Below are 20,319 nucleotides of genomic sequence, written 5' to 3'. Positions count from 1 at the left end.
GCCCGGTGGGCCGCTCGTTGCGTTTGCCGCTCAGTGATCGGCCAAGGCCGTCGGGGTTGCCAGCACAGCGCGCGCCGGGACGCCCGCTTCAGTTAGCCTGCGTGGCACGGTAGGCCATCACGCCGGCGACGGTATAGAACGATCCGAAGACCAGAATTCTATCATTCTCGGTGGCACGCTCGATGGCGTCGCGGAATGCCGCCTCGGGACTGGAAAAACAGGCCGCGGTCGCATCCGGGCCGGGCTGGAAGCCCCCTGCCTCGAGCTTGCCGAGCAAGTCCGCGGCGCTGGCCGCGCGTTCGGTCGGCAGATCGCACAGGCACCAGTGGTCGACCTTGTCGGCCACATGCTGCAGTACCCCGGCGATGTCCTTGTCCTGCATCGCGCCGAATACCGCGTAGGTGTAGCGGAAGAAGCCCATGTTCTCGAGGTTCTGCCCCAGCGTCGCCGCCGCATGCGGATTGTGCGCCACGTCGAGGATCACGGCCGGACGGCCCGGCAGCACCTGGAACCGGCCCGGCAGCTCGACGAAGGCCAGGCCATTGCGCACTTCCTGGGCGCTCACCGGCAGGCGCTCGCGCAGCGCCTGCAGCGCCGCCAGCGCCGCCGATGCATTCAGCAGCTGGTTGGCGCCGCGCAGCGCCGGATAGCCCAGGCCGTTGAGCTTGCGCCCGCCTCCGCTCCAGTCCCATTGCTGGCGCTCCTGGCCCTTGGCGGCCTGGAAATGGTAGTCGCGCCCCACCAGCCACAGCTCGGCGCCGACCGCTTCGGCGTGTGCCAGCAGCGACTTGGGCGGCACCGGGTCGCCGCAGATCGCGGGCACGCCCGGGCGGAAGATGCCGGCCTTCTCGAAGCCGATTTCCTCGCGGGTGTTGCCCAGGTACTGGGTATGGTCGATGTCGACGCTGGTAATGATGGCGCAGTCGGTATCGATCACATTGGTCGCATCGAGGCGGCCGCCCAGCCCCACTTCCAGGACGATCGCATCGAGGCCGGCCGCGGCAAAGAAATGCAGGATCGCCAGCGTGGTGAATTCGAAGTAGGTCAGGCTGACCGGGTCGGCAAAGCTGGTGCGCGCATGCTCGACCGCCTCGAAGTGCGGCAGCAGCTGCGCATCGGTGGCGATCTCGCCGTTCAGGCGCGCGCGCTCGTTGAACGAGATCAGGTGCGGCGAGGTATGGCAGCCCACCTTGTAGCCGGCCTCCAGCAGGATGCGCTCGAGCATGGCGCAGGTCGAGCCTTTGCCGTTGGTGCCGCCCACGGTGAAGACGGCGGCGTCGATGCGCAGCCCGAGGGCTTCCTTCACGCGCGTGATGCGCGTCAGGCCCATGTCGATGCCCACTGGGTGGGCGGTTTCGAGATGGGAGAGCCATTCGGGGAGCGTGTGGAAGACAGGCATTTCGGGTGTGCGAGGGAAGCGTTTTGAAGCGTTTGCTACCAGATTCGGGCAGGCGGGCGCAAAGTCAAGGGCCGGCGCCGCGCCCGTCCAGAAAAGGCGAAAGGCGCGTCAACCACCCGCGCCTTCGGTATCGCGATCGTGGCGGCGTTATGCCACCGCGTCGGCGGGCTGCTTCTGCAGCAGCGCCAGCAGTTGCGCCAGTTCGGCGCGCATCTTGCGGCGGTCGACGATCATGTCGATGGCGCCCTTGGTCAGCAGGAACTCCGAGCGCTGGAAGCCTTCCGGCAGCTTCTCGCGCACGGTCTGCTCGATCACGCGCGGGCCGGCAAAGCCGATCAGCGCCTTGGGCTCGGCGATCACCACGTCGCCCAGGAAGGCGAACGAGGCCGACACGCCGCCCATGGTCGGGTCGGTCAGCACGCTGATGAACGGCAGCCTGGCCGCGCTCAGCTGGTTCAGCATCGCCGTGGTCTTGGCCATCTGCAGCAGCGACAGCAGGCTTTCCTGCATGCGCGCGCCGCCGGTGGCGGTAAAGCAGATGAACGGCACCTTCTGCTCGAGCGCGGCCTGCGCGCCGCGCACGAAGCGCTCGCCCACCACCGAGCCCATCGAGCCGCCCATGAACTCGAACTCGAAGCAGCTCGCCACCACCGGGATGGTGTGGATGGCACCGCCTATCACCACCATGGCATCGGTCTCGCCGGTGTCTTCCATGGCGGCCTTGATGCGGTCCGGGTACTTCTTGGAATCCTTGAACTTGAGCGCGTCGACCGGCACGATCTCCTGGCCGATCTCATAGCGGCCTTCGGCGTCCAGCAGCGCGTCCAGGCGCGCGCGCGCGCTGATGCGCATATGGTGGTCGCACTTGGGGCAGACGTGCAGGTTGGCCTCGACGTCGGTCCGGTACAGGGTGGACTCGCACGACGGGCACTTGACCCACAACCCCTCGGGGATGCCCTTGCGGGTGCTGGGGTCGGTCTGTTGAATCTTGGGGGGCAGGAGTTTATCCAACCAGCTCATGAAAGCTCCTTTCGGATGACTGCGGTCCGCCGGCAGACCCATGGGTCGGGGCGCCGGTTGGCGGAAGGCAGGGAATCAACCCGCGAATTTACCACGCCGGCCCGGGGAGCTCGAAGCGCAACGCGCGAATTGCGCACGATAACGCACCTCTCGCCCCACCCCAGGCCGACAATGAATCACTTCAGGCATCCAGCGCCTGGCGAATTTCGGCGATGAACGATTGCAGCGTCGCCACCGCCTGCTCGCGCGGGGTGTCTTCCAGCAACTGCACCAGCCGGCTGCCGATCACCACGGCATCGGCCACGCTGCCGATCGCGCGCGCGGTCTGCGCGTCGCGGATGCCGAAGCCCACCCCAACCGGCAGGTTGGCGTGCTGCTTGATCAGCGGCAGGCGCGCCGCCACGCTGTCGAGGTCGATCGCGGCCGAGCCGGTCACGCCCTTGAGCGAGACGTAGTACAGGTAGCCGCTGGCGACGCGCGCCACTGCCTGGATGCGCGCATCGGTCGAGGTCGGCGCCAGCAGGAAGATCGGGTCCATGCCGTGGTCGCGCATCAGCCCGGCGAACGACTCGCACTCCTCGGGCGGATAGTCCACCACCAGCACGCCGTCGACACCGGCGGCGCTGGCGGCCTTGGCGAAGGCCGCCTCGCCCATGCGCTCGATCGGGTTGGCGTAGCCCATCAGCACCACCGGCGTGTCGGCGTTGGCCTGGCGGAACTCGCGCACCCACTGCAGCACCTGAGTGAGCGACACGCCCTGGGCCAGCGCGCGCTCGGAGGCGCGCTGGATCACCGGACCGTCGGCCATCGGGTCGGAGAACGGCACGCCCAGCTCGATCACATCGGCGCCGCCCGCCACCAGCGCGTGCATCAGCGCCACGGTCAGGCCGGGCTCGGGGTCGCCGGCGGTGATGAACGGAATCAGGCCCTTCTTCTGCTGCGCGGCCAGCGCCGCGAACGTCTTCTGGATACGGGACATATTCAGGGAATCAGGTGAGGCCGCGGCGCCGGCGAGACATCGTCGTTGGCGGCGGCCAGGGTTGGGGTCGCATCGGGCTCGATCGCGGGCATGGCCTCTGCAGCAGCGGCCACGCGCCCGCACGCCACCTGCACGTACTCGGGGTTGATCTCGTAGCCGACAAAGCGCCGGCCGTGGCGCAGGCAGGCCACCGCGGTGGTGCCGCTGCCGGCGAACGGATCCAGCACCAGGCCGCCCGGCGGGCAGCTCGACAGCACCATGCGCTCGACGATCTCCAGCGGCTTCTGCGTCGGGTGGTTGGCACGCTCCGGATCCTGGCGGTGGATGCGCGAGACGCTCCACAGGTCCTTCGGGTTGTAGCCCACCTCCAGCCACTTCTTGCCCTCGAAGCGTGGACGGCTGCGCGCCTTCTTGGTCTCGGGGTCGTACGGGATGCGCACCGGGTCGAGATCGAAGTAGTAGTCGCGCGCCTTGGCAAAGAAGCCGATGTTGTCGTGCACCGACGAGAACTTGCGCGTGGTGCCGCCCATGCTGGGCACGCGGCGGTCCCAGATGATCTCGTTGATCATGGTCAGGCGCCGCTTCAGCATCACGAACAGTTCCGGCGAGTACTGCCACGTGCAGAACAGGTAGAGCGTGCCCTTGGGCGCGAGCTTGGGCACCACCGCGTCCATCCAGCGCTCGGACCAGTCCAGATAGGCCTGGCCCGACAGCAGGTCGGAATCGTTGCCGTAGTCCTTGCCCAGCCCGTACGGCGGATCGGCGACGATCAGGTCGACCGACCCATCCGGAAGGCGCGCAATGCCTTCGAACATGTCTTCCTGGAACAGGCGCAGCGGGGCGGAGTCGGGGGCGCCGGCAGCATCCGGCGCGCCGGCGCCGCCCACGGCAAGTCCGATCGGAGGCAGCGCGCGCATCAGAGCTTGAGCCCCGCGCGCTCGGCCACGGTGTGCATGTCCTTGTCGCCGCGGCCGGACAGGTTCACCAGCAAGAGCTTGTCCTTGGGCAGCGTCGGCGCCAGCTTGCAGGCATAGGCGATGGCGTGGCTCGATTCCAGCGCCGGGATGATGCCCTCGATGCGGCAGCAGTCGTGGAAGGCCTTGAGCGCTTCCTCGTCGGTGACCGGCACGTACTGCGCGCGGCCGCTGTCCTTGAGCCAGGCATGCTCGGGGCCGACGCCGGGATAGTCCAGCCCGGCCGACACCGAATGGGTCTCGATGATCTGGCCGTTGTCGTCCTGCAGCAGGTAGGTGCGGTTGCCGTGCAGCACGCCCGGCGTGCCGCCGGTCAGCGAGGCCGCGTGGCGGCCGGTGTCGAGCCCGTCGCCGGCGGCTTCGACGCCGATCAGCTGCACATCCTGGTGCTCGATGTACGGATAGAAGATGCCCATGGCATTGGAGCCGCCGCCGACGCAGGCGATCACCGCATCCGGCTGGCGCCCGGTCATTTCGGGCATCTGCACCTTGGCTTCCTCGCCGATCACGCACTGGAAGTCGCGCACCATCATCGGGTACGGGTGCGGGCCGGCCACGGTGCCGATGATGTAGAAGGTGTTCTCGACGTTGGTGACCCAGTCGCGCATGGCCTCGTTGAGCGCGTCCTTGAGGGTGCGCGAGCCGCTTTCCACCGGCACCACGGTCGCGCCCAGCAGCTTCATGCGGTAGACGTTGGCGGCCTGGCGCCTGACGTCCTCGGCACCCATGTAGACCACGCACTCCATGCCGAAGCGGGCGGCGATGGTGGCGGTGGCCACGCCGTGCTGCCCTGCCCCGGTCTCGGCGATCACGCGCGGCTTGCCCATGCGCCTGGCCAGCAGCGCCTGGCCGATGACGTTGTTGATCTTGTGCGCGCCGGTGTGGTTCAGGTCCTCGCGCTTGAAGTAGATCTGCGCGCCGCCGAGCGTCTCGCTCCAGCGCTGCGCGTGGTAGATCGGCGACGGGCGGCCGACGAAGTGCTTCAGCTCGCGGCGGAATTCGGCGTCGAACTCGGGATCCTTCTGGTAATGCGCATAGGCGTCGCGCAGCTCATCGAGCGCGTGCACCAGCGTTTCGGACACGAAGGTGCCGCCATAGGGGCCGAAATGGCCGCGGGAATCGGGCAGGTCGTACATGTCTAGGCTCTTCGGAACAGCGGCCTTGCCTCAGCCGGCAAGGGCGCGTGGTTGACTGGGTGCGCGACGGCCGCCTGGAAGCGGCGGGACACGGAGGTGGGCAAGGGATCGGTCTTCGCCCCGGCTCATCCGGCCTCGGCGCTGCGGACAGCGCGCACGAACTCGGCAATGCGGGCGTGGTCCTTCACGCCCTTGGCGGCCTCTACCCCGCTGCTGACATCGACGGCGTAGGGGCGCACGCGTTCAATCGCGCCAGCGACGTTTTGCGCGTTCAACCCACCACTCAAAACGATGCGAGGAGCGCCGCTTGCGTTCGGGTTGCCGGTTGCCATAACCGGGGGATTGGGCGGAAGCCATGCCGGAGGAATCAGGGTCCAGTCGAAGACGTGGCCGCCACCGCCATAGCCTTCGACGAAGGCATCGAGCAGCAAGGCAGCGGCATCACGGTATTGGTCGGCGAATTCTACCAAATCGAGCCCCGCACGGACACGGGCGGCGCGCAGGAACGGCAAGGCGCAGCGCTGGGCGGCCTGGGTGCAGAACTGCGGGGTCTCGTCGCCGTGCAACTGCAGCAGCGTCAGCGGCACACGCTCGGCGACGTGTGCGATGTCTTCGAGGTCGGCGTTGACGAACAGGCCCGTCACCGTGACGAACGGCCCGGCGGCCTCGGCCAGCGCCGCGGCCCGCGCCACGTCGACGTAGCGCGGGCTGTTCGGGTAGAACACCAGCCCGATCGCGTCGGCGCCGGCATCGACGGCGGCGCGCACGTCGTCCTCGCGGGTCAGGCCGCAGATCTTGATGCGGGTGCGCTGCGGCAGGTGCGCCGCACTGCCCTCAGGCTGCGTCATCGAACACTCCATGGAACAGACTCGCGGACGGGTCGGCCGCGGGGATCGGGTAAGCATCAGGATACTTGACCCCGACCAGGTAGAGGCCATCCGGCATGAAGGTCGGCGCCGCCAGCTTGCGGTCGCGCCCGGCCAGCACCTGGGCCAGCCACTGCGGCGGGTAGCGCCCGCGCCCCACCGCCACCAGGCAGCCCATCAGGTTGCGCACCATGTGGTGCAGGAAGGCGCTGGCGCGGAAGCGCAGGAACACCCAGTTGCCGTCGTCGCGGATGGTGACGTCGTACATGGTCTTGACCGGGGATTTCGCCTGGCATTCGGCGGCGCGGAACGCGGAAAAGTCGTGTTCGCCGATCAGGTGCGCCGCGGCTGCGCGCATGGCGTCGACGTCGAGCCGTTGCCCGGGCGGCAGCATCTGGTAGCCGGCGCGGCCATGCACCAGCGGCACCCGGTGCGGACCGGTGTAGAGCGCGTAGTAATACATGCGCTCGTACGCCAGGAAGCGGGCATGGAAGCCGTCATCGACCGGCAGCGCCCACTGCAGCGCGATCGACGGCGGCAGGAAGGCGTTGACGCCGCGCACCCAGGAAAAGGGCTCGCGCTCCAGTTCGGTATCCAGGTGGATCACCTGGCCCAGCGCGTGCACGCCGGTATCGGTGCGTCCCGCCACCGTGGTCAGCAGGCGCACGCCGGCAAAGCGCTCGATGGCGTCTTCGAGGTGGTCCTGGACGGTATTGCGGTGCGGCTGCGACTGCCACCCGGAAAAGGCGGCGCCGTCGTAGTGCAGGCCAAGGGCGATGCGGTTCATGTCAGGGGAAAAAGCATGGCGGTGCGCAGGCTATGCGCGCCGGAAAAGCAAATGCGCCGGAAGGGACGCTTCCGGCGCATCGCTTCTGGCCGCGGCAGCGCGTGCCGCGGCCGGACCGCCAATGATAGCTCAGGCCACTTCGAGCAGCAGCGAGCGGGCCTCGGCCTGCAGCGGATCCTGCGACTGCTCGACCACTTCCTGCAGCAGTTCGCGCGCCCCTTCCTTGTCGCCGATCTCGATATAGGCGCGCGCCAGGTCCAGCTTGATCTGCATGTCGCGCCCGCCGTCCAGGCCGTCGGCCGACAGCGTGCTCGGCGACACGCTCTGGCCCAGGCTGCCGGCGGTGTCGGGTGCCACTCGCGACAGGTCGATCGGCTCGGCCAGCTTGCCGTCGCGCAGCATGGTGGTGGCGGGAAGCGGCACCGAGGCCTCGTCGAGCGCGGCGGGGGCCGCGGCATTGCCTTGCGGCGTGCTGCCCAGGTCCAGCGACAGCCCGGACATGTCGAACTCCAGCGGGCGGCCGCGGGTCGGCGTGTCGAGCGTGGGCACGTCGTCATCGGCAAGCGGATCGGTGCCCGGCAGGCCCATGTCGAGGCGCACCGCCTCGCCCGGCTGCGGCGTCTCGGCGCCAAACACCATCGCCGCCGAAGCCGGCGCGACGATCGGGTCGCCGGCGGCCGGCGCCGGGAAGGCATCAAGCGGCAGCGACAGGTCGCCCAGGGACGGCTCCAGCCGCGCGATCGAGGCGGGATTCTGCGACGGATCCTGCGTGCGCCACTGGTCGGTTGCCGGCGATGCCGTATCGAGGCCCGCAGCCTCCGGCGTCACCACCATGAACAGCGCGTTGCCGGGCTCCAGCGCACGCCCCATTTCCGCGGCCTTCAGCCATTCCGCTCCGTGTCCGCCGGTCTGGGCGAACATTTCCTCTGCAATCACGCGGAACCCTTCCACATCCTGTCTGTTGCTGTAAATCTCCAGGAGCTTGAGCCGTACCGGCTGCTGCTCCGGGTGTTTCTCCAGGGCTTCGCGCAGGATTTCCTCTGCCTGCACATCGCGCCCGTAGGCGATATAGACCTCGGCCTCGGCGATCGGGTCGACCTCGTTGGCTTCGGGCGTGTTGTTGCCGATGCGGAAATCGGCGCCGAACACGCTGTGCTGCGAGGTGTCGACGCTCTGCCCGCCGGCGGTGCCGAACAGCGAGTTGGCGCCGGCCATGACGGTGCTTTCCTGCGACAGGATGCTGTCGCCAAAGCCAGTGGCCTCGCCCTCCTTCTGCTTCTGGCGGCGGCGATAGATCGCGTACACGCCCAGCAGCGCCACCACCAGGCCGCCGCCCGGCAGCAGCATGGGATTGGCCAGCAGGCCGTCGAGGAACGACGGTTCGGGCACCGGCTCGGGCTGCGCGACCACCGGCGGCACAGGCTTGGCCGCAGGAGCCGATGCGGCTCCTTGCGCCGCGTTGGCTGCCACGTCCGCGGCGCGCTGCGAGGCGGGAGCCGCGGCCACGGCGGACGCTGCCGCGGGCGCCACCGCAGCCGCGGCACTGGCGCCGGCCGCCGGCACGACAGGCGCGCTTGCCGCATTCGCCACGGCGGCAGCGGTTGCTGCGGCCGCTGCGGTGGCCGCTACCGCGTCGGCCTTCGGCGGCTCGGCCGGCACCACGGCGGGCGCGGCGGTTGCCGCCCTGGCGGCGGCGTCAGCCTTTTCCTTGTCGGCCAGCGCGGCCTGGTTGGCCTGGCTGAGCTTGGCGATCTCGGCGTTCTTCAGCTCGAGCAGCTTCTGCATGTCGCCGACATTCTTTTGCAGCTGGGCCAGGCGCGCCTCGGCTTCCTTCAGCTGGCGCTCGCGCGCGACTTCGGCTTCGGCCTTGGCCGCGGCGTCGGCCTGCGCGCCACGCGCGGCCTTGCTGAGCTTGAGCTCATCGCGCGGGCCGTCGGTGGGCGCCGCCTGCTCCTGCACGCGCGCGGTCACGTTACCGGACTGCTGGCGGCCGCTGTCGGGCTCGACCGACTTGGCCGCGGCGGCGCTCGCCAGCCGGCTGCGGTAGGCGTCAAAGCCCTGCGTGCGCGCCACCACTTCACGGCGCGCCGCCCTGGGCGTCACGGCCTGCGCCTGCTGCTGGGTCGGCACCTGCAGCACTGCGCCGCTGCGCAGGCGGTTCATGTTGCCGCCGATAAAGGCGTTGGGGTTGTTGCGATAGAGCGCCACCAGCATCTGGTCCAGCGAGACCGATTCCTGGCCCTGCACGGCCTCGCCGGCAATGCCATAGAGCGTGTCGCCGCGCTGCACGGTGTAGCCGCCGCCGGCGGCCATGTCGGTGCCGGCGGCCGGCGCCGCGGCGCGCCTGGCGCTCTGTCGCGCGGGACGGGCGGGTGCGGCCGGCCGGGCCGGCTCGGCCTCGGCGCCGGGCGCGGCCTGCTGCGCCGGCGCAGGTGGCGCGGCGGCAGGTGCCGGCGCGGCCGGTGCGTCGGGCGTGGCGGCCTGCACCACCGGTGCCGGCGAGAAGGTCTGGTTGGAAGCCCGGGCCCCGGCGGGGTCGAGCAGGAAGGTGTAGGCGCGCGAGACCTTGCCGCTGGCCCAGCTCATGTCGACCAGGATATCGACGAAGGGCTCGCTGATCGGCTGGCTGGAACGGACCCGTGCCACGTAGCTGCCGTTGGCGCGGCGCTCTACTTCCAGCCGCAGGCTGCCCACGGCTGGCAGGTAGGTCAAGCCGGCCGCGGCATAGGCGCCCGGCGGCGCCAGCTTGACGCTGAGCCCCGCGGCCTCCTCGGCGGTGACCCCGCTGATGTCGATCTCAGCCTGCAGCGGCTGCCCCAGATTCGACTGAACCCGCAATTGCCCGAACCCCGCGGCATATGCGGCCGGCTGCGCAAGCAGCAGGCCCAGTGCCGTGACGGCCAGCGTTGACCAGCGCTGACGGGCAGTAGGCGCATCTTTCCGGCGATGTTGGCTCACACTCACCTTGTGCTCCGTTATGTTTTAGTAGCGATATGAATCGACAAACCGACCCCATAAACCAGGTCCGCCCGGCCGGCGGAGCATTCTGAACGGCCCCTTTGCCAGCCCGCGCGCAGGCGCCCGTCCCTGCGGACGGGGGCGCATGCCGGCGTATTGTGACGCATCGCCCAGGAAAATAGGCGCCCGGATACAACAACGCCGCGCACGGGCGCGGCGTCGTAAGCAAAGCGCTGCATTCTGTTGCCTGGCTGCAACGCGCGCAACCAGGCCACGGCGGCGCCTGCGATCAGGACTCGATCAGGATACGCAGCATGCGGCGCAGCGGCTCGGCCGCGCCCCACAGCAGCTGGTCGCCGACCGTGAAGGCCGACAGGTACTCGCCGCCCATCTGCATCTTGCGCAGGCGGCCGACCGGGATGGTCAGCGTGCCGGTCACGGCCGCGGGGGTCAGGTCGGTCATGCTGGCTTCGCGCGTATTCGGCACCACCTTGGCCCACGGGTTGTGCGCGGCGAGCATGCCTTCGATCTGGTCCAGCGGCACATCGCGGCGCAGCTTGATGGTCAGCGCCTGCGAGTGGCAGCGCATCGCGCCGATGCGCACGCACAGGCCGTCGACGGCGATCGGCGTAGCGCCGGTCGCGCCCAGGAAGCCCTCGCCGCGGCCCAGGATCTTGTTGGTCTCGGCGCCGCCCTTCCACTCTTCCTTGGACTGGCCGTTGCCCAGGTCCTTGTCGATCCAGGGAATCAGGTTGCCGGCCAGCGGCACGCCGAACTGCTTGGTTTCTTCCGCCGACAGGCCGTGCTGGGTCGACAGGATCTGGCGATCGATCTCCAGGATGGCCGACGCCGGGTTGTCCAGCAGCGGCTTGACCGACGCGTTCAGCGTGCCGAACTGGGTCAGCAGTTCGCGCATGTGCTGGGCACCGCCGCCCGAGGCCGCCTGGTAGGTCATCGAGGTCATCCACTCGATCAGGTCGGCCTGGAACAGGCCGCCCAGGCCCATCAGCATGCAGCTGACGGTGCAGTTGCCGCCGATGAAATTCTTGACGCCCTTGGACAGCGCGTCCTTGATCACACCCTGGTTGACCGGATCGAGCACGATGATGGCATCGTCCTTCATCCGCAGCGACGACGCCGCGTCGATCCAGTAGCCCTTCCAGCCCGCCGCGCGCAGCTTGGGGAAGACCTCGTTGGTGTAGTCGCCGCCCTGGGCGGTCAGCACCACGTCGCACTTCTTCAGTGCCTCGATGTCGTTGGCATCCTTGAGCGTGGTTTCGTTCTTGGCCATGGCGGGCGCCTTGCCGCCGGCGTTGGACGTGCTGAAGAAGACGGGCTCGATATGGTCGAAATCACGCTCTTCCTGCATGCGCTGCATCAGGACGCTGCCGACCATTCCCCGCCAACCGACGAGACCTACAATCATGATTTACCTCGGATGTGATTTTTACTTCCCCGCCATTTTCCTCGCCCGGCGTGGCTGCGCGGGGAAGACGGGCAGGCACGACGAACGGATCTAGGCGATCGCGGTTTTAATAATGGTTTTAATCGTCGTTGCGGTCTGGCCGAGCGAAATCGTGCCAACCGGGCCGCGGGTAGCGGTCAGGGCGACAACAGCAGTCAGGGTGGACTGGGAAAATCGGGCCATCGGCAGAGTCTACACGATTTTGCGGCGCTGCCGCAGCGTGCAAATTGGGGACAAATAAAACGCAGGGCACCGCGATTGCGGTGCCCTTTTGCATGTGACTTACAGTGCCGCCAGCACGGCTTCACCCATCTCGCGGGTGCCGACCTGCTTGCAGCCCGGCGTCAGGATGTCGCCGGTGCGGTAGCCCTGGGCCAGTACCTTCTTGACGGCATTCTCGATGCGGTCGGCCTGCTCGGCCTTGTTCAGCGAGTAGCGCAGCATCATCGCCGCCGACAGGATGGTCGCCAGCGGATTGGCCACGCCCTTGCCGGCGATGTCCGGCGCCGAGCCGTGCGAGGGCTCGTACAGGCCCTTGTTGTTCGCATCCAGCGACGCCGACGGCAGCATGCCGATCGAGCCGGTCAGCATCGCCGCCTCGTCCGACAGGATGTCGCCGAACATATTGCCGGTGACGATCACGTCGAAGCTCTTGGGCGCCTTGACCAGCTGCATGGCCGCGTTGTCCACATACATGTGCGACAGTTCGACCTCCGGATATTCCTTGCTGACATCGATCACGATGTCCTTCCAGAACTGGAAGGTCTCGAGCACGTTGGCCTTGTCGACGCTGCACAGCTTCTTGCCGCGCTTGGCCGCGGCCTGGAATGCCACGTGCGCGATGCGGCGGATTTCCGGCTCGCTGTAGCGCATGGTGTCGAAGGCTTCGCGCTCACCCTTGAACAAACCGTCCGGCGCTTCGCGCAGTCCGCGCGGCTGGCCGAAGTAGATGTCGCCGTTCAGCTCGCGCACGATCAGGATGTCGAGGCCGGCCACCAGCTCGGGCTTCAGGCTCGAGGCGCCGGTCAGCTCCGGATAGCAGATCGCCGGACGGAAGTTGGCGAACAGCTGCAGGTGCTTGCGCAGGCCCAGGATGGCCTGCTCGGGGCGCAGCGCGCGCTCCAGGCTGTCGTACTTCCAGTCGCCGACGGCGCCGAACAGGACGGCGTCGGCTTCCTTGGCCAGCTTGAGCGTGTTCTCCGGCAGCGGATGGCCTTCGGCCTCGTAGCCAGCGCCGCCCACCGGCGCGGTTTCCAGTTCGAACTTCTCGTCGAGCGCGTTCAGGACCTTGACGGCCTCTGCAACGATTTCGGGACCGATGCCGTCACCCGGCAGGACTGCGATCTTCATTGTTGTCTTTCCTCGTAGAGCCTTATCCGACCAGGCGGTTGTTCAGCCACGGCATCTTCGCCACGCGCTCGGCCTCGAAGGCCTTGATCTTGTCGGCATGACGCAGGGTCAGGCCGATATCGTCGAAGCCATTCAGCATGCAGTACTTGCGGAACGGCGCGATGTCGAACTCGTAGCCCTGCCCCGACGGCGTCAGCACCACCTGCTGGTCCAGGTCGATGGTGAGCTGGTAGCCGTTGAACGCGTTGGTCTCGTTGAACAGGTGGTCGACCTGCTGCTCGCTCAGCACCACCGGCAGCAGGCCGTTCTTGTAGCAGTTGTTGAAGAAGATGTCGGCGAAGCTGGGCGCGATCACGGCGCGGAAGCCGTATTGCGTCAGCGCCCACGGCGCGTGCTCGCGCGAGCTGCCGCAGCCGAAGTTGCGGCGCGCCAGCAGGATCGACGCACCCTGGTAGCGCGGCTGGTTCAGCACGAAGTCCGGGTTCAGCGGACGCTTGCTGTTGTCCATGCCGGGCTCGCCCACATCCTTGTAGCGCCACTCGTCGAACAGGTTGGGACCGAAGCCGGTGCGCTTGATGGACTTCAGGAACTGCTTCGGGATGATGGCGTCGGTGTCGACGTTCTCGCGGTCGAGCGGCGCGACCAGGCCGCTGTGTACGGTGAACTTTTCCATGATGCTCTGTCCTTGCTTGTTCAGCCCAGCTTGCGGATATCGACGAAATGGCCCTCGATGGCAGCCGCGGCGGCCATCGCCGGGCTCACCAGGTGGGTGCGCCCGCCCGCGCCCTGGCGGCCCTCGAAGTTGCGGTTCGAGGTCGAGGCGCAGCGCTCGCCCGGATCGAGGCGGTCGGCGTTCATCGCCAGGCACATCGAGCAGCCGGGCTCGCGCCATTCAAAGCCGGCGGCCTTGAAGATCTGGTCCAGGCCTTCGCGCTCGGCCTGTTCCTTGACGAGGCCCGAGCCCGGCACCACCATCGCCAGCTTCACGTTCGCGGCGACCTTGCGGCCCAGCTTCTGCACCACCCACGCGGCGGCGCGCATATCCTCGATGCGGCTGTTGGTGCACGAACCGATGAAGACCTTGTCGATGCTGATGCTCTCGACCGGCACGTTGGGCCGCAGGCCCATGTATTCCAGCGCGCGCTCCATCGCGTTGCGCTTGTTCGGATCCTTTTCCTTCTCCGGGTCCGGCACGCGGTCTTCGATGCTGATCACCATTTCCGGCGACGTGCCCCAGGTCACCTGCGGGCGCACGTCCTCCGCGCGCAGCTCGACCACCTGGTCGAACTTCGCACCGGCATCCGAATGCAGTGTGCGCCAGTAGGCCACGGCCTGCTCCCACTCAACGCCCTGCGGCGCGTACGGGCGGCCCTTGACGTATTCCAGCGTGACATCGTCCACCGCCACCAGGCCGGCGCGCGCGCCCGCTTCGATGGCCATGTTGCAGACCGTCATGCGGCCTTCCATGGTCAGGTCGCGGATGGCCGAGCCGGCGAACTCGATGGTGTAGCCGGTGCCGCCGGCGGTGCCGATCTTGCCGATCACGGCCAGCACGATGTCCTTGGCGGTGCAGCCGCGCGGCAGCTTGCCTTCCACCCTGACCAGCATGTTCTTCGCCTTCTTGCCCAGCAGCGTCTGCGTGGCCAGCACGTGCTCGACTTCGGAGGTGCCGATGCCGTGCGCCAGCGCGCCGAAGGCGCCGTGGGTGCTGGTATGCGAGTCGCCGCACACCACCGTCATGCCCGGCAGCGTCGCGCCCTGCTCCGGCCCGATCACGTGCACGATGCCCTGGCGGTGGTCGTTCATCTTGAACTGGGTAATGCCGTAGCTGTCGCAGTTGGCATCGAGCGTATCGACCTGCAGCTTCGACACCGGATCGGCAATGCCCTGGCTGCGGTCCGTGGTCGGCACGTTGTGGTCCGACACCGCCAGGTTGGCGCTGATGCGCCACACCGGGCGCTCTGCCATCTTCAGGCCCTCGAACGCCTGCGGGCTGGTCACTTCATGCAGCAGGTGGCGATCGATATAGAGCAGCGTGGTGCCGTCTTCCTCGACGTGGACGGTGTGGTCATCCCAGAGTTTGTCGTAGAGCGTCTTGGCCATGATGCGATGGCGGGACCGATGACCGTGCCTTGGCAGGCCGGACCGCGGGGACCGCGCAGTAGTTTGCAGGGGTTTTTTCCGCTCCGGTCGGGGCGTGCGAACCGGCAGGCAATCATGACGATCGCGCCGGAAGCCGCCGGAAGCGGGCGTTATTTCAAGCGTTGCGGCAATGCTTGACTTGGCAATCGATTATGCCACAGGGGGTATGGGCAACCGCGCCCAGCCTGGCCCGGAAGGCGCCCGCCGTGTAATGTGATTGGCGAAAGGGGGATTTCGCGGATGGCGAAAACGCGGAGAAGAGAAGGAAGCGGCCGCCGCGGCGAGCGGCGGCCGGCCGGCCGGCATCAGCCGCCGAGGTAGGCGGCCTTGATCCGGTCGTTGGCGAGCAGGTTGGCGCCGGTATCGGCCAGCACCACCTTGCCGGTTTCCAGCACATAACCCCGGTCCGCCACCTGCAGCGCCTTGTTGGCGTTCTGCTCGACCAGGAACACGGTGACGCCCTCGTCACGAATGGTGCGGATGATGTCGAAGATCTGCGCAATGATCAGCGGCGCCAGGCCTAGCGTGGGCTCGTCCAGCAGCAGCAGGCGCGGCCGGCTCATCAGCGCGCGGCCGATTGCCAGCATCTGCTGCTCGCCGCCCGACATGGTGCCGGCGCGCTGGCCCGCGCGCTGGTTCAGGCGCGGGAACAGCTTGAAGACATGCTCGATGCCCGCCTCGATCTCGTCGCGCCTGGCGAAGAACGCGCCCATCTTCAGGTTTTCCAGCACCGTCAGGCTCGGGAACACGCGCCGGCCCTCGGGCGAGATCGCCATGCCCAGGCGCATGATCTCGTGGGTCGAGCGATGGGTAATATCCTGCCCTTCGAACAGCACCCGCCCGCTCGAGGCGCGCGGCGTGCCGCACACGGTCATCATCAGCGTCGTCTTGCCGGCGCCGTTGCTGCCGATCAGGGTGACGATCTCCCCCTTGTTGACTTCGATCGATACGCCCGACAGCGCCTCGACGGCGCCGTAGTGGGTATGGACCTGTTCCAGCTTCAGCATCAGTCCTCTCCCAGGTAGGCCTTGATCACGCGCGGGTCGTTGCGCACTTCTTCGGGCGCGGCCGTAACGATGGGCTTGCCGTGCTCCATCACCAGGATGCGGTCGGACACGCCCATCACCAGGCTCATGTCGTGCTCGATCAGCAGCACGGCAATGCCGAACTCGCGCCGCAGCTGGTCGATCAGCTGCTGCAGCTCGATCTTTTCCTGCGGGTTCAGGCCGGCGGCGGGCTCGTCCAGCATCAGCAGGCGCGGCTGGGTGATCATGCAGCGCGCGATCTCGAGCCGGCGCTGGTGGCCGTACGAGAGCGTGCCCGCCTCGCGGTTGGCGACGCTGGTCAGGCCCATGCGCTCCAGCCACTGCGCGGCGCGCTGCAGCGCCTCGCGCTCGGCGCGGCGGTAGGCCGGGGTCGCGAACAGGCCGCGCAGGATGCCGGACTGCACCTGCAGGTGTTGCGCCACCATCAGGTTCTCGACCACCGTCAGGTTCTTGAACAGGCGGATGTTCTGGAACGTGCGCACCAGGCCCTTGCGCGCCACCATGTGGCTGGGCAGGCCGGCGATGGCTTGGCCGTCGAGCGTGACGTCGCCCGCGCTCGGCTTGTAGAAGCCGCCGACGCAGTTGAACACCGTGGTCTTGCCGGCGCCGTTCGGGCCGATGATGGCGAAGACCTCGTCCTTGCGCACATCGAAATCGATGCCGTCGACGGCCAGCAGGCCGCCGAAGCGCATCTGCAGGCCCGACACCCTGAGCAGTTCTGCCGTTGCATTGATCGGCGCACTCATTGCTGCATTCATCGGGGAAGCTCCACGTGCGGGCGGCTCGCGGGCAGCAGGCCCTGCGGACGCCACATCATCATCAGCACCATCACCAGGCCGAAGATCAGCATGCGATATTCGGCAAAGCCGCGCGCCACTTCGGGCAGCACCGTCAGCAGGATCGCCGCCAGGATCACGCCCAGCTGCGAGCCCATGCCGCCCAGCACCACCACGGCCAGCACCAGCGCCGATTCGATGAAGGTGAACGATTCCGGATTGACCAGGCCCTGGCGCGCGGCGAAGAACGCGCCGCCCAGGCCGGCGAACGATGCCCCCAGCGTGAACGCCGACAGCTTGATGCGGGTCGGGTTCAGGCCGAGCGAACGGCAGGCGATCTCATCCTCGCGCAACGCCTCCCAGGCGCGGCCCATCGGCATGCGGATCAGCCGGCTGGTGACGAACAGCGTGAAGCCGACCAGCAGCAGCGCGATCAGGTAGAGGAAGATCACCATGTGCTGGCTGGCGTAGTCCAGGCCGATCAGCTCGTGGAAGGTGCGCGTGCCCTCGACGCTGGCGCTGCGCGCCATCTCGACGCCGAACACGCTGGGCTTGGGAATGCCCGAGACGCCGTCCGGACCGCCGGTCAGGCTGGTCAGGTTGTTCAGCAGCAGGCGGATGATCTCGCCGAAGCCGAGCGTGACGATCGCCAGGTAGTCGCCGCGCAGGCGCAGCACCGGGAAGCCGAGCAGGAAGCCGAACCCCGCCGACAGCGCCGCCGCGATCGGCAGGCATTCCCAGAAGCTCAGGCCGAAGTACTGGTTCAGCAGCGCGTAGGTGTAGCCGCCCACGGCATAGAAGCCGACGTAGCCCAGGTCGAGCAGGCCGGCATAGCCCACCACGATATTCAGGCCAAGGCCCAGGATCACGTAGATCAGCGCCAGCGTGGCCACGTCGACGGCGCCGCGCGAGCCGAAGAACGGCCACACCAGCCCCACCGCCAGCAGCACCCACACCGCCACGCGCTGCTGCTGCGCACCCAGCTGCGGCAACGCCGGCAGGCGCACCGCGCTGCCCGCGCGCGACAGCACCGGCTTGAACAGCTGGAACAGGAACACCGCCGCCACCGCCAGCCATACCGGCCGCCAGTGCGGTTCCAGCACCACCTGGTAGCCTTCCAGCTTGAGCTGCAGGCCGAGGATGGGGATGGTCAGGATGGCGGTCACCACCGCCGCCGTGATCGCATTCTTGAGCGACTGGCCCGGCGTGGCGCCGCGCACGGCGTGTCCGGCGGACATCGCAGAAACTTGGTTGGTCATGTCTCGCCTCCCTCAGACCTTTTCGACATCGGGCTTGCCCAGCAGCCCGGTCGGACGGAACAGCAGCACCAGCACCAGCAGGCTGAAAGCGACCACGTCCTTGTATTCGGCCGGCATGTAGCCCGAGGCGAAGGTTTCCGCCAGGCCCAGCAGAACGCCGCCGAGCATCGCGCCCGGGATGCTGCCGATGCCGCCCAGCACCGCCGCGGTAAAGGCCTTGATGCCGGCAATGAAGCCGATGAAGGGATTGAGCTTGCCGATGGTCAGCCCGATCAGCACGCCGCCCACCGCAGCCAGCATCGCGCCCAGCACGAAGGTGAACGAGATCACCTTGTTGGTGTCGATGCCGAGCAGGTTGGCCATGCGCATGTCCTCGGCGCAGGCGCGGCAGGCGCGGCCCATGCGCGAGCGGCCGATAAACAGCGTCAGCGCCACCATCAGCGCCAGCGTCACGCCGACGATCAGCAGGCGCGAGTACGGCACCGTCACGGTGAAGTCGCCGCCCATCTGGAACTCGATGGCGCCCGAGATCAGCACGGGCACCGACACATCACGGGCGCCCTGCCCGATCTGGACATAGTTCTGCAGGAAGATCGACATGCCGATCGCCGAGATCAGCGGCACCAGCCGCGGCCCGCCGCGCAAGGGGCGGTATGCCACCCGCTCGACCGCATAGCCGTAGACGCCGGTGACCAGCACCGACACCAGCAAGGCGGCGCCGAGCACCAGCGGCAGGGGGTAGCCTGCCTGGGCGCCGATCGCGGTGAGCGTGACAAGGCCAACATAGGCACCGATCATGTAAATCTCGCCGTGCGCGAAATTGATCATGCCGATGATGCCGTAGACCATTGTGTAGCCGATGGCGATCAGCGCATAGATCGCACCCAGCGTCAGGCCGTTGACCAGCTGCTGGGTGAACTGTGGAAGGAATTCATTCATTGGGGAAGCCTCAGGAACTTGAAGCCCGATACCAGAACGCCCCGCCCGGGGTACGGGCGGGGCGTGTGCGGGAAGGAGCGCCTGCTTAGTTCGCGGTGGTCTTGCTGGCGTCCTTGTGCCAGGTGTAGACCACGAACTTGAAGGACTTCAGGTCGCCCTTGGCGTCGTATTCGACCTTGCCGATCGGCGTGGTGAAGGCGTTCTTGTGCATGTACGCCGCGACCTTGGTGGGATCGGTGCTCTTGGCGCCGGCGATGGCGTCGCCGATGATCTTGACCGCGGCATAGGCCGGCATCTGGAACGGACCGTTGGCGTCACGCTTCTTGTCGGCAAAGGCCTTGACCAGGCCGGCGTTGGCCGGATCGGCCGAGAAGTCGGCCGGCAGCGTCACCAGCATGCCTTCCGACGACGGGCCGGCGATCGCGGTCACGTCCTTGTTGCCCACGCCCTCGGGGCCCATGAAGGTGGCCTTCACGCCCTGCTCGCGCGCCTGGCGCAGCAGCAGGCCCATTTCCGGGTGGTAGCCGCCGAAGTAGACGAAGTCCACGCCCTGCGACTTGAGCTTGGTGATCACGGCCGAGTAGTCCGAGTCGCCGGCGTTGATGCCTTCGAACACGGCCACCGGGATCTTGGCGGCTTCCAGGTCCTTCCTCACCGAGCTGGCGATGCCCTGGCCGTACGACTGCTTGTCGTGCAGCACCGCGACCTTCTTCGGCTTGATCTTGCCGATGATGTACTGGGCGGCGGCCGGGCCCTGCTGGTCGTCGCGGCCGATGGTGCGGAAGATGAAGTTGCGCTTCTTGGTCTCGGTCAGCTGCGGCGCGGTGGCCGACGGCGTGACCATCACGATGCCCTCGTTCTCGTAGATGTCCGAGGCCGGGATGGTCGAGCCCGAGCACACATGGCCGATCACGTACTTGATGTTCTGGCTGACGATCTTGTTGGCCACCGCGACCGCCTGTTTCGGCTCGCAGGCGTCATCCATCAGCACCACCTCGAACTTGTTGCCGCCGGCGCCGCCGGCTGCGTTGATCTGTTCGACGGCAGTCAGCGCACCGGCCTTGACCATGTCGCCATACTGCGCCACCGAGCCGCTCATCGGGCCGGCAATGGCGATCTTCACGGTTTCGGCGTTGGCGGCGGCGCCAAAGGTAGCCAGCATGGCAGCCAGCGAAATGGTGGAAAGACGGGACAGCGTCATCAGGAGCTCCTCGATTTATGTT

Annotated in this window: 17 protein-coding genes; all 17 read right to left on the bottom strand. The window is 67.7% G+C overall.

Annotated features, from left to right (window positions below; all coding sequences use genetic code 11):
* Nucleotides 1–88: 88 nt before the first annotated feature.
* Nucleotides 89–1,399, bottom strand: coding sequence for a bifunctional tetrahydrofolate synthase/dihydrofolate synthase (folC, locus tag FHX60_RS03680; RefSeq protein ID WP_112773935.1), 1,311 nt, complete (start codon nt 1,397–1,399; stop codon nt 89–91).
* 147 nt (nt 1,400–1,546) lie between these two features.
* On the bottom strand, nt 1,547–2,419 hold the full coding sequence (gene accD, locus FHX60_RS03675; protein ID WP_112773934.1) for an acetyl-CoA carboxylase, carboxyltransferase subunit beta: 873 nt from the start codon (nt 2,417–2,419) through the stop codon (nt 1,547–1,549).
* A 181-nt stretch (nt 2,420–2,600) separates the two neighbouring features.
* Nucleotides 2,601–3,398, bottom strand: coding sequence for a tryptophan synthase subunit alpha (trpA, locus tag FHX60_RS03670; RefSeq protein ID WP_112773933.1), 798 nt, complete (start codon nt 3,396–3,398; stop codon nt 2,601–2,603).
* A 2-nt stretch (nt 3,399–3,400) separates the two neighbouring features.
* A complete protein-coding gene (locus tag FHX60_RS03665) occupies nt 3,401–4,315 on the bottom strand; it encodes a DNA-methyltransferase (RefSeq protein WP_183282572.1) in 915 nt (304 codons plus the stop codon).
* Nucleotides 4,315–5,508, bottom strand: coding sequence for a tryptophan synthase subunit beta (gene trpB, locus FHX60_RS03660; protein WP_092309723.1), 1,194 nt, complete (start codon nt 5,506–5,508; stop codon nt 4,315–4,317). The genes FHX60_RS03665 and trpB overlap by 1 nt, the downstream gene beginning before the upstream one ends.
* A 125-nt stretch (nt 5,509–5,633) precedes the next feature.
* A complete protein-coding gene (locus tag FHX60_RS03655; RefSeq protein ID WP_112773931.1) occupies nt 5,634–6,356 on the bottom strand; it encodes a phosphoribosylanthranilate isomerase in 723 nt (240 codons plus the stop codon).
* On the bottom strand, nt 6,343–7,161 hold the full coding sequence (truA, locus tag FHX60_RS03650; protein WP_092309725.1) for a tRNA pseudouridine(38-40) synthase TruA: 819 nt from the start codon (nt 7,159–7,161) through the stop codon (nt 6,343–6,345). The genes FHX60_RS03655 and truA overlap by 14 nt, the downstream gene beginning before the upstream one ends.
* Before the next feature lie 129 nt (nt 7,162–7,290).
* Complete coding sequence (locus tag FHX60_RS03645) at nt 7,291–10,125, bottom strand: motility hub landmark protein FimV (protein ID WP_183282571.1); 2,835 nt, start codon at nt 10,123–10,125, stop codon at nt 7,291–7,293.
* 283 nt (nt 10,126–10,408) lie between these two features.
* Nucleotides 10,409–11,545 carry an aspartate-semialdehyde dehydrogenase gene (gene asd, locus FHX60_RS03640; RefSeq protein WP_183282570.1) on the bottom strand — a complete coding sequence of 379 codons (1,137 nt, stop codon included), beginning with the start codon at nt 11,543–11,545 and terminating at the stop codon, nt 10,409–10,411.
* A gap of 321 nt (nt 11,546–11,866) precedes the next feature.
* Nucleotides 11,867–12,934, bottom strand: coding sequence for a 3-isopropylmalate dehydrogenase (gene leuB, locus FHX60_RS03635; RefSeq protein WP_183282569.1), 1,068 nt, complete (start codon nt 12,932–12,934; stop codon nt 11,867–11,869).
* A 22-nt stretch (nt 12,935–12,956) separates the two neighbouring features.
* On the bottom strand, nt 12,957–13,607 hold the full coding sequence (gene leuD, locus FHX60_RS03630; RefSeq protein WP_183282568.1) for a 3-isopropylmalate dehydratase small subunit: 651 nt from the start codon (nt 13,605–13,607) through the stop codon (nt 12,957–12,959).
* Between the two features lie 20 nt (nt 13,608–13,627).
* Complete coding sequence (gene leuC, locus FHX60_RS03625; RefSeq protein WP_183282567.1) at nt 13,628–15,037, bottom strand: 3-isopropylmalate dehydratase large subunit; 1,410 nt, start codon at nt 15,035–15,037, stop codon at nt 13,628–13,630.
* A gap of 344 nt (nt 15,038–15,381) precedes the next feature.
* Nucleotides 15,382–16,083 (bottom strand): ABC transporter ATP-binding protein, encoded by a 702-nt coding sequence (locus FHX60_RS03620; RefSeq protein WP_018005201.1) that lies wholly within the window; start codon nt 16,081–16,083, stop codon nt 15,382–15,384.
* Nucleotides 16,083–16,856 (bottom strand): high-affinity branched-chain amino acid ABC transporter ATP-binding protein LivG, encoded by a 774-nt coding sequence (livG, locus tag FHX60_RS03615; RefSeq protein ID WP_112774257.1) that lies wholly within the window; start codon nt 16,854–16,856, stop codon nt 16,083–16,085. Before livG ends, FHX60_RS03620 begins: the two co-directional genes overlap by 1 nt.
* Before the next feature lie 20 nt (nt 16,857–16,876).
* Nucleotides 16,877–18,157: a high-affinity branched-chain amino acid ABC transporter permease LivM gene (locus FHX60_RS03610; RefSeq protein WP_244981198.1), complete on the bottom strand. Its 1,281-nt coding sequence runs from the start codon at nt 18,155–18,157 to the stop codon at nt 16,877–16,879.
* A 12-nt stretch (nt 18,158–18,169) separates the two neighbouring features.
* On the bottom strand, nt 18,170–19,096 hold the full coding sequence (livH, locus tag FHX60_RS03605; protein ID WP_018005204.1) for a high-affinity branched-chain amino acid ABC transporter permease LivH: 927 nt from the start codon (nt 19,094–19,096) through the stop codon (nt 18,170–18,172).
* 85 nt (nt 19,097–19,181) lie between these two features.
* On the bottom strand, nt 19,182–20,297 hold the full coding sequence (locus FHX60_RS03600; RefSeq protein WP_183282566.1) for a branched-chain amino acid ABC transporter substrate-binding protein: 1,116 nt from the start codon (nt 20,295–20,297) through the stop codon (nt 19,182–19,184).
* Nucleotides 20,298–20,319 lie beyond the last annotated feature (22 nt).

Source organism: Cupriavidus alkaliphilus (assembly GCF_014191175.1).
Taxonomy (GTDB): Bacteria; Pseudomonadota; Gammaproteobacteria; order Burkholderiales; family Burkholderiaceae; genus Cupriavidus; species Cupriavidus alkaliphilus.
The sequence above is the reverse complement of the archived record's forward strand: the minus strand, read 5'-3'. Positions and strand labels throughout refer to the sequence as shown.

Excerpts from the sequence above, each read along its gene's own strand:
- FHX60_RS03620 (WP_018005201.1), bottom strand. The coding sequence starts at position 16,083 with ATGCTGAAGCTGGAACAGGTCCATACCCACTACGGCGCCGTCGAGGCG.
- accD (WP_112773934.1), bottom strand. The coding sequence starts at position 2,419 with ATGAGCTGGTTGGATAAACTCCTGCCCCCCAAGATTCAACAGACCGAC.
- FHX60_RS03600 (WP_183282566.1), bottom strand. The coding sequence starts at position 20,297 with ATGACGCTGTCCCGTCTTTCCACCATTTCGCTGGCTGCCATGCTGGCT.
- livH (WP_018005204.1), bottom strand. The coding sequence starts at position 19,096 with ATGAATGAATTCCTTCCACAGTTCACCCAGCAGCTGGTCAACGGCCTG.
- leuD (WP_183282568.1), bottom strand. The coding sequence starts at position 13,607 with ATGGAAAAGTTCACCGTACACAGCGGCCTGGTCGCGCCGCTCGACCGC.
- truA (WP_092309725.1), bottom strand. The coding sequence starts at position 7,161 with ATGAACCGCATCGCCCTTGGCCTGCACTACGACGGCGCCGCCTTTTCC.
- asd (WP_183282570.1), bottom strand. The coding sequence starts at position 11,545 with ATGATTGTAGGTCTCGTCGGTTGGCGGGGAATGGTCGGCAGCGTCCTG.
- leuB (WP_183282569.1), bottom strand. The coding sequence starts at position 12,934 with ATGAAGATCGCAGTCCTGCCGGGTGACGGCATCGGTCCCGAAATCGTT.
- trpA (WP_112773933.1), bottom strand. The coding sequence starts at position 3,398 with ATGTCCCGTATCCAGAAGACGTTCGCGGCGCTGGCCGCGCAGCAGAAG.
- FHX60_RS03665 (WP_183282572.1), bottom strand. The coding sequence starts at position 4,315 with ATGCGCGCGCTGCCTCCGATCGGACTTGCCGTGGGCGGCGCCGGCGCG.
- folC (WP_112773935.1), bottom strand. The coding sequence starts at position 1,399 with ATGCCTGTCTTCCACACGCTCCCCGAATGGCTCTCCCATCTCGAAACC.
- FHX60_RS03610 (WP_244981198.1), bottom strand. The coding sequence starts at position 18,157 with ATGACCAACCAAGTTTCTGCGATGTCCGCCGGACACGCCGTGCGCGGC.
- FHX60_RS03655 (WP_112773931.1), bottom strand. The coding sequence starts at position 6,356 with ATGACGCAGCCTGAGGGCAGTGCGGCGCACCTGCCGCAGCGCACCCGC.
- trpB (WP_092309723.1), bottom strand. The coding sequence starts at position 5,508 with ATGTACGACCTGCCCGATTCCCGCGGCCATTTCGGCCCCTATGGCGGC.
- leuC (WP_183282567.1), bottom strand. The coding sequence starts at position 15,037 with ATGGCCAAGACGCTCTACGACAAACTCTGGGATGACCACACCGTCCAC.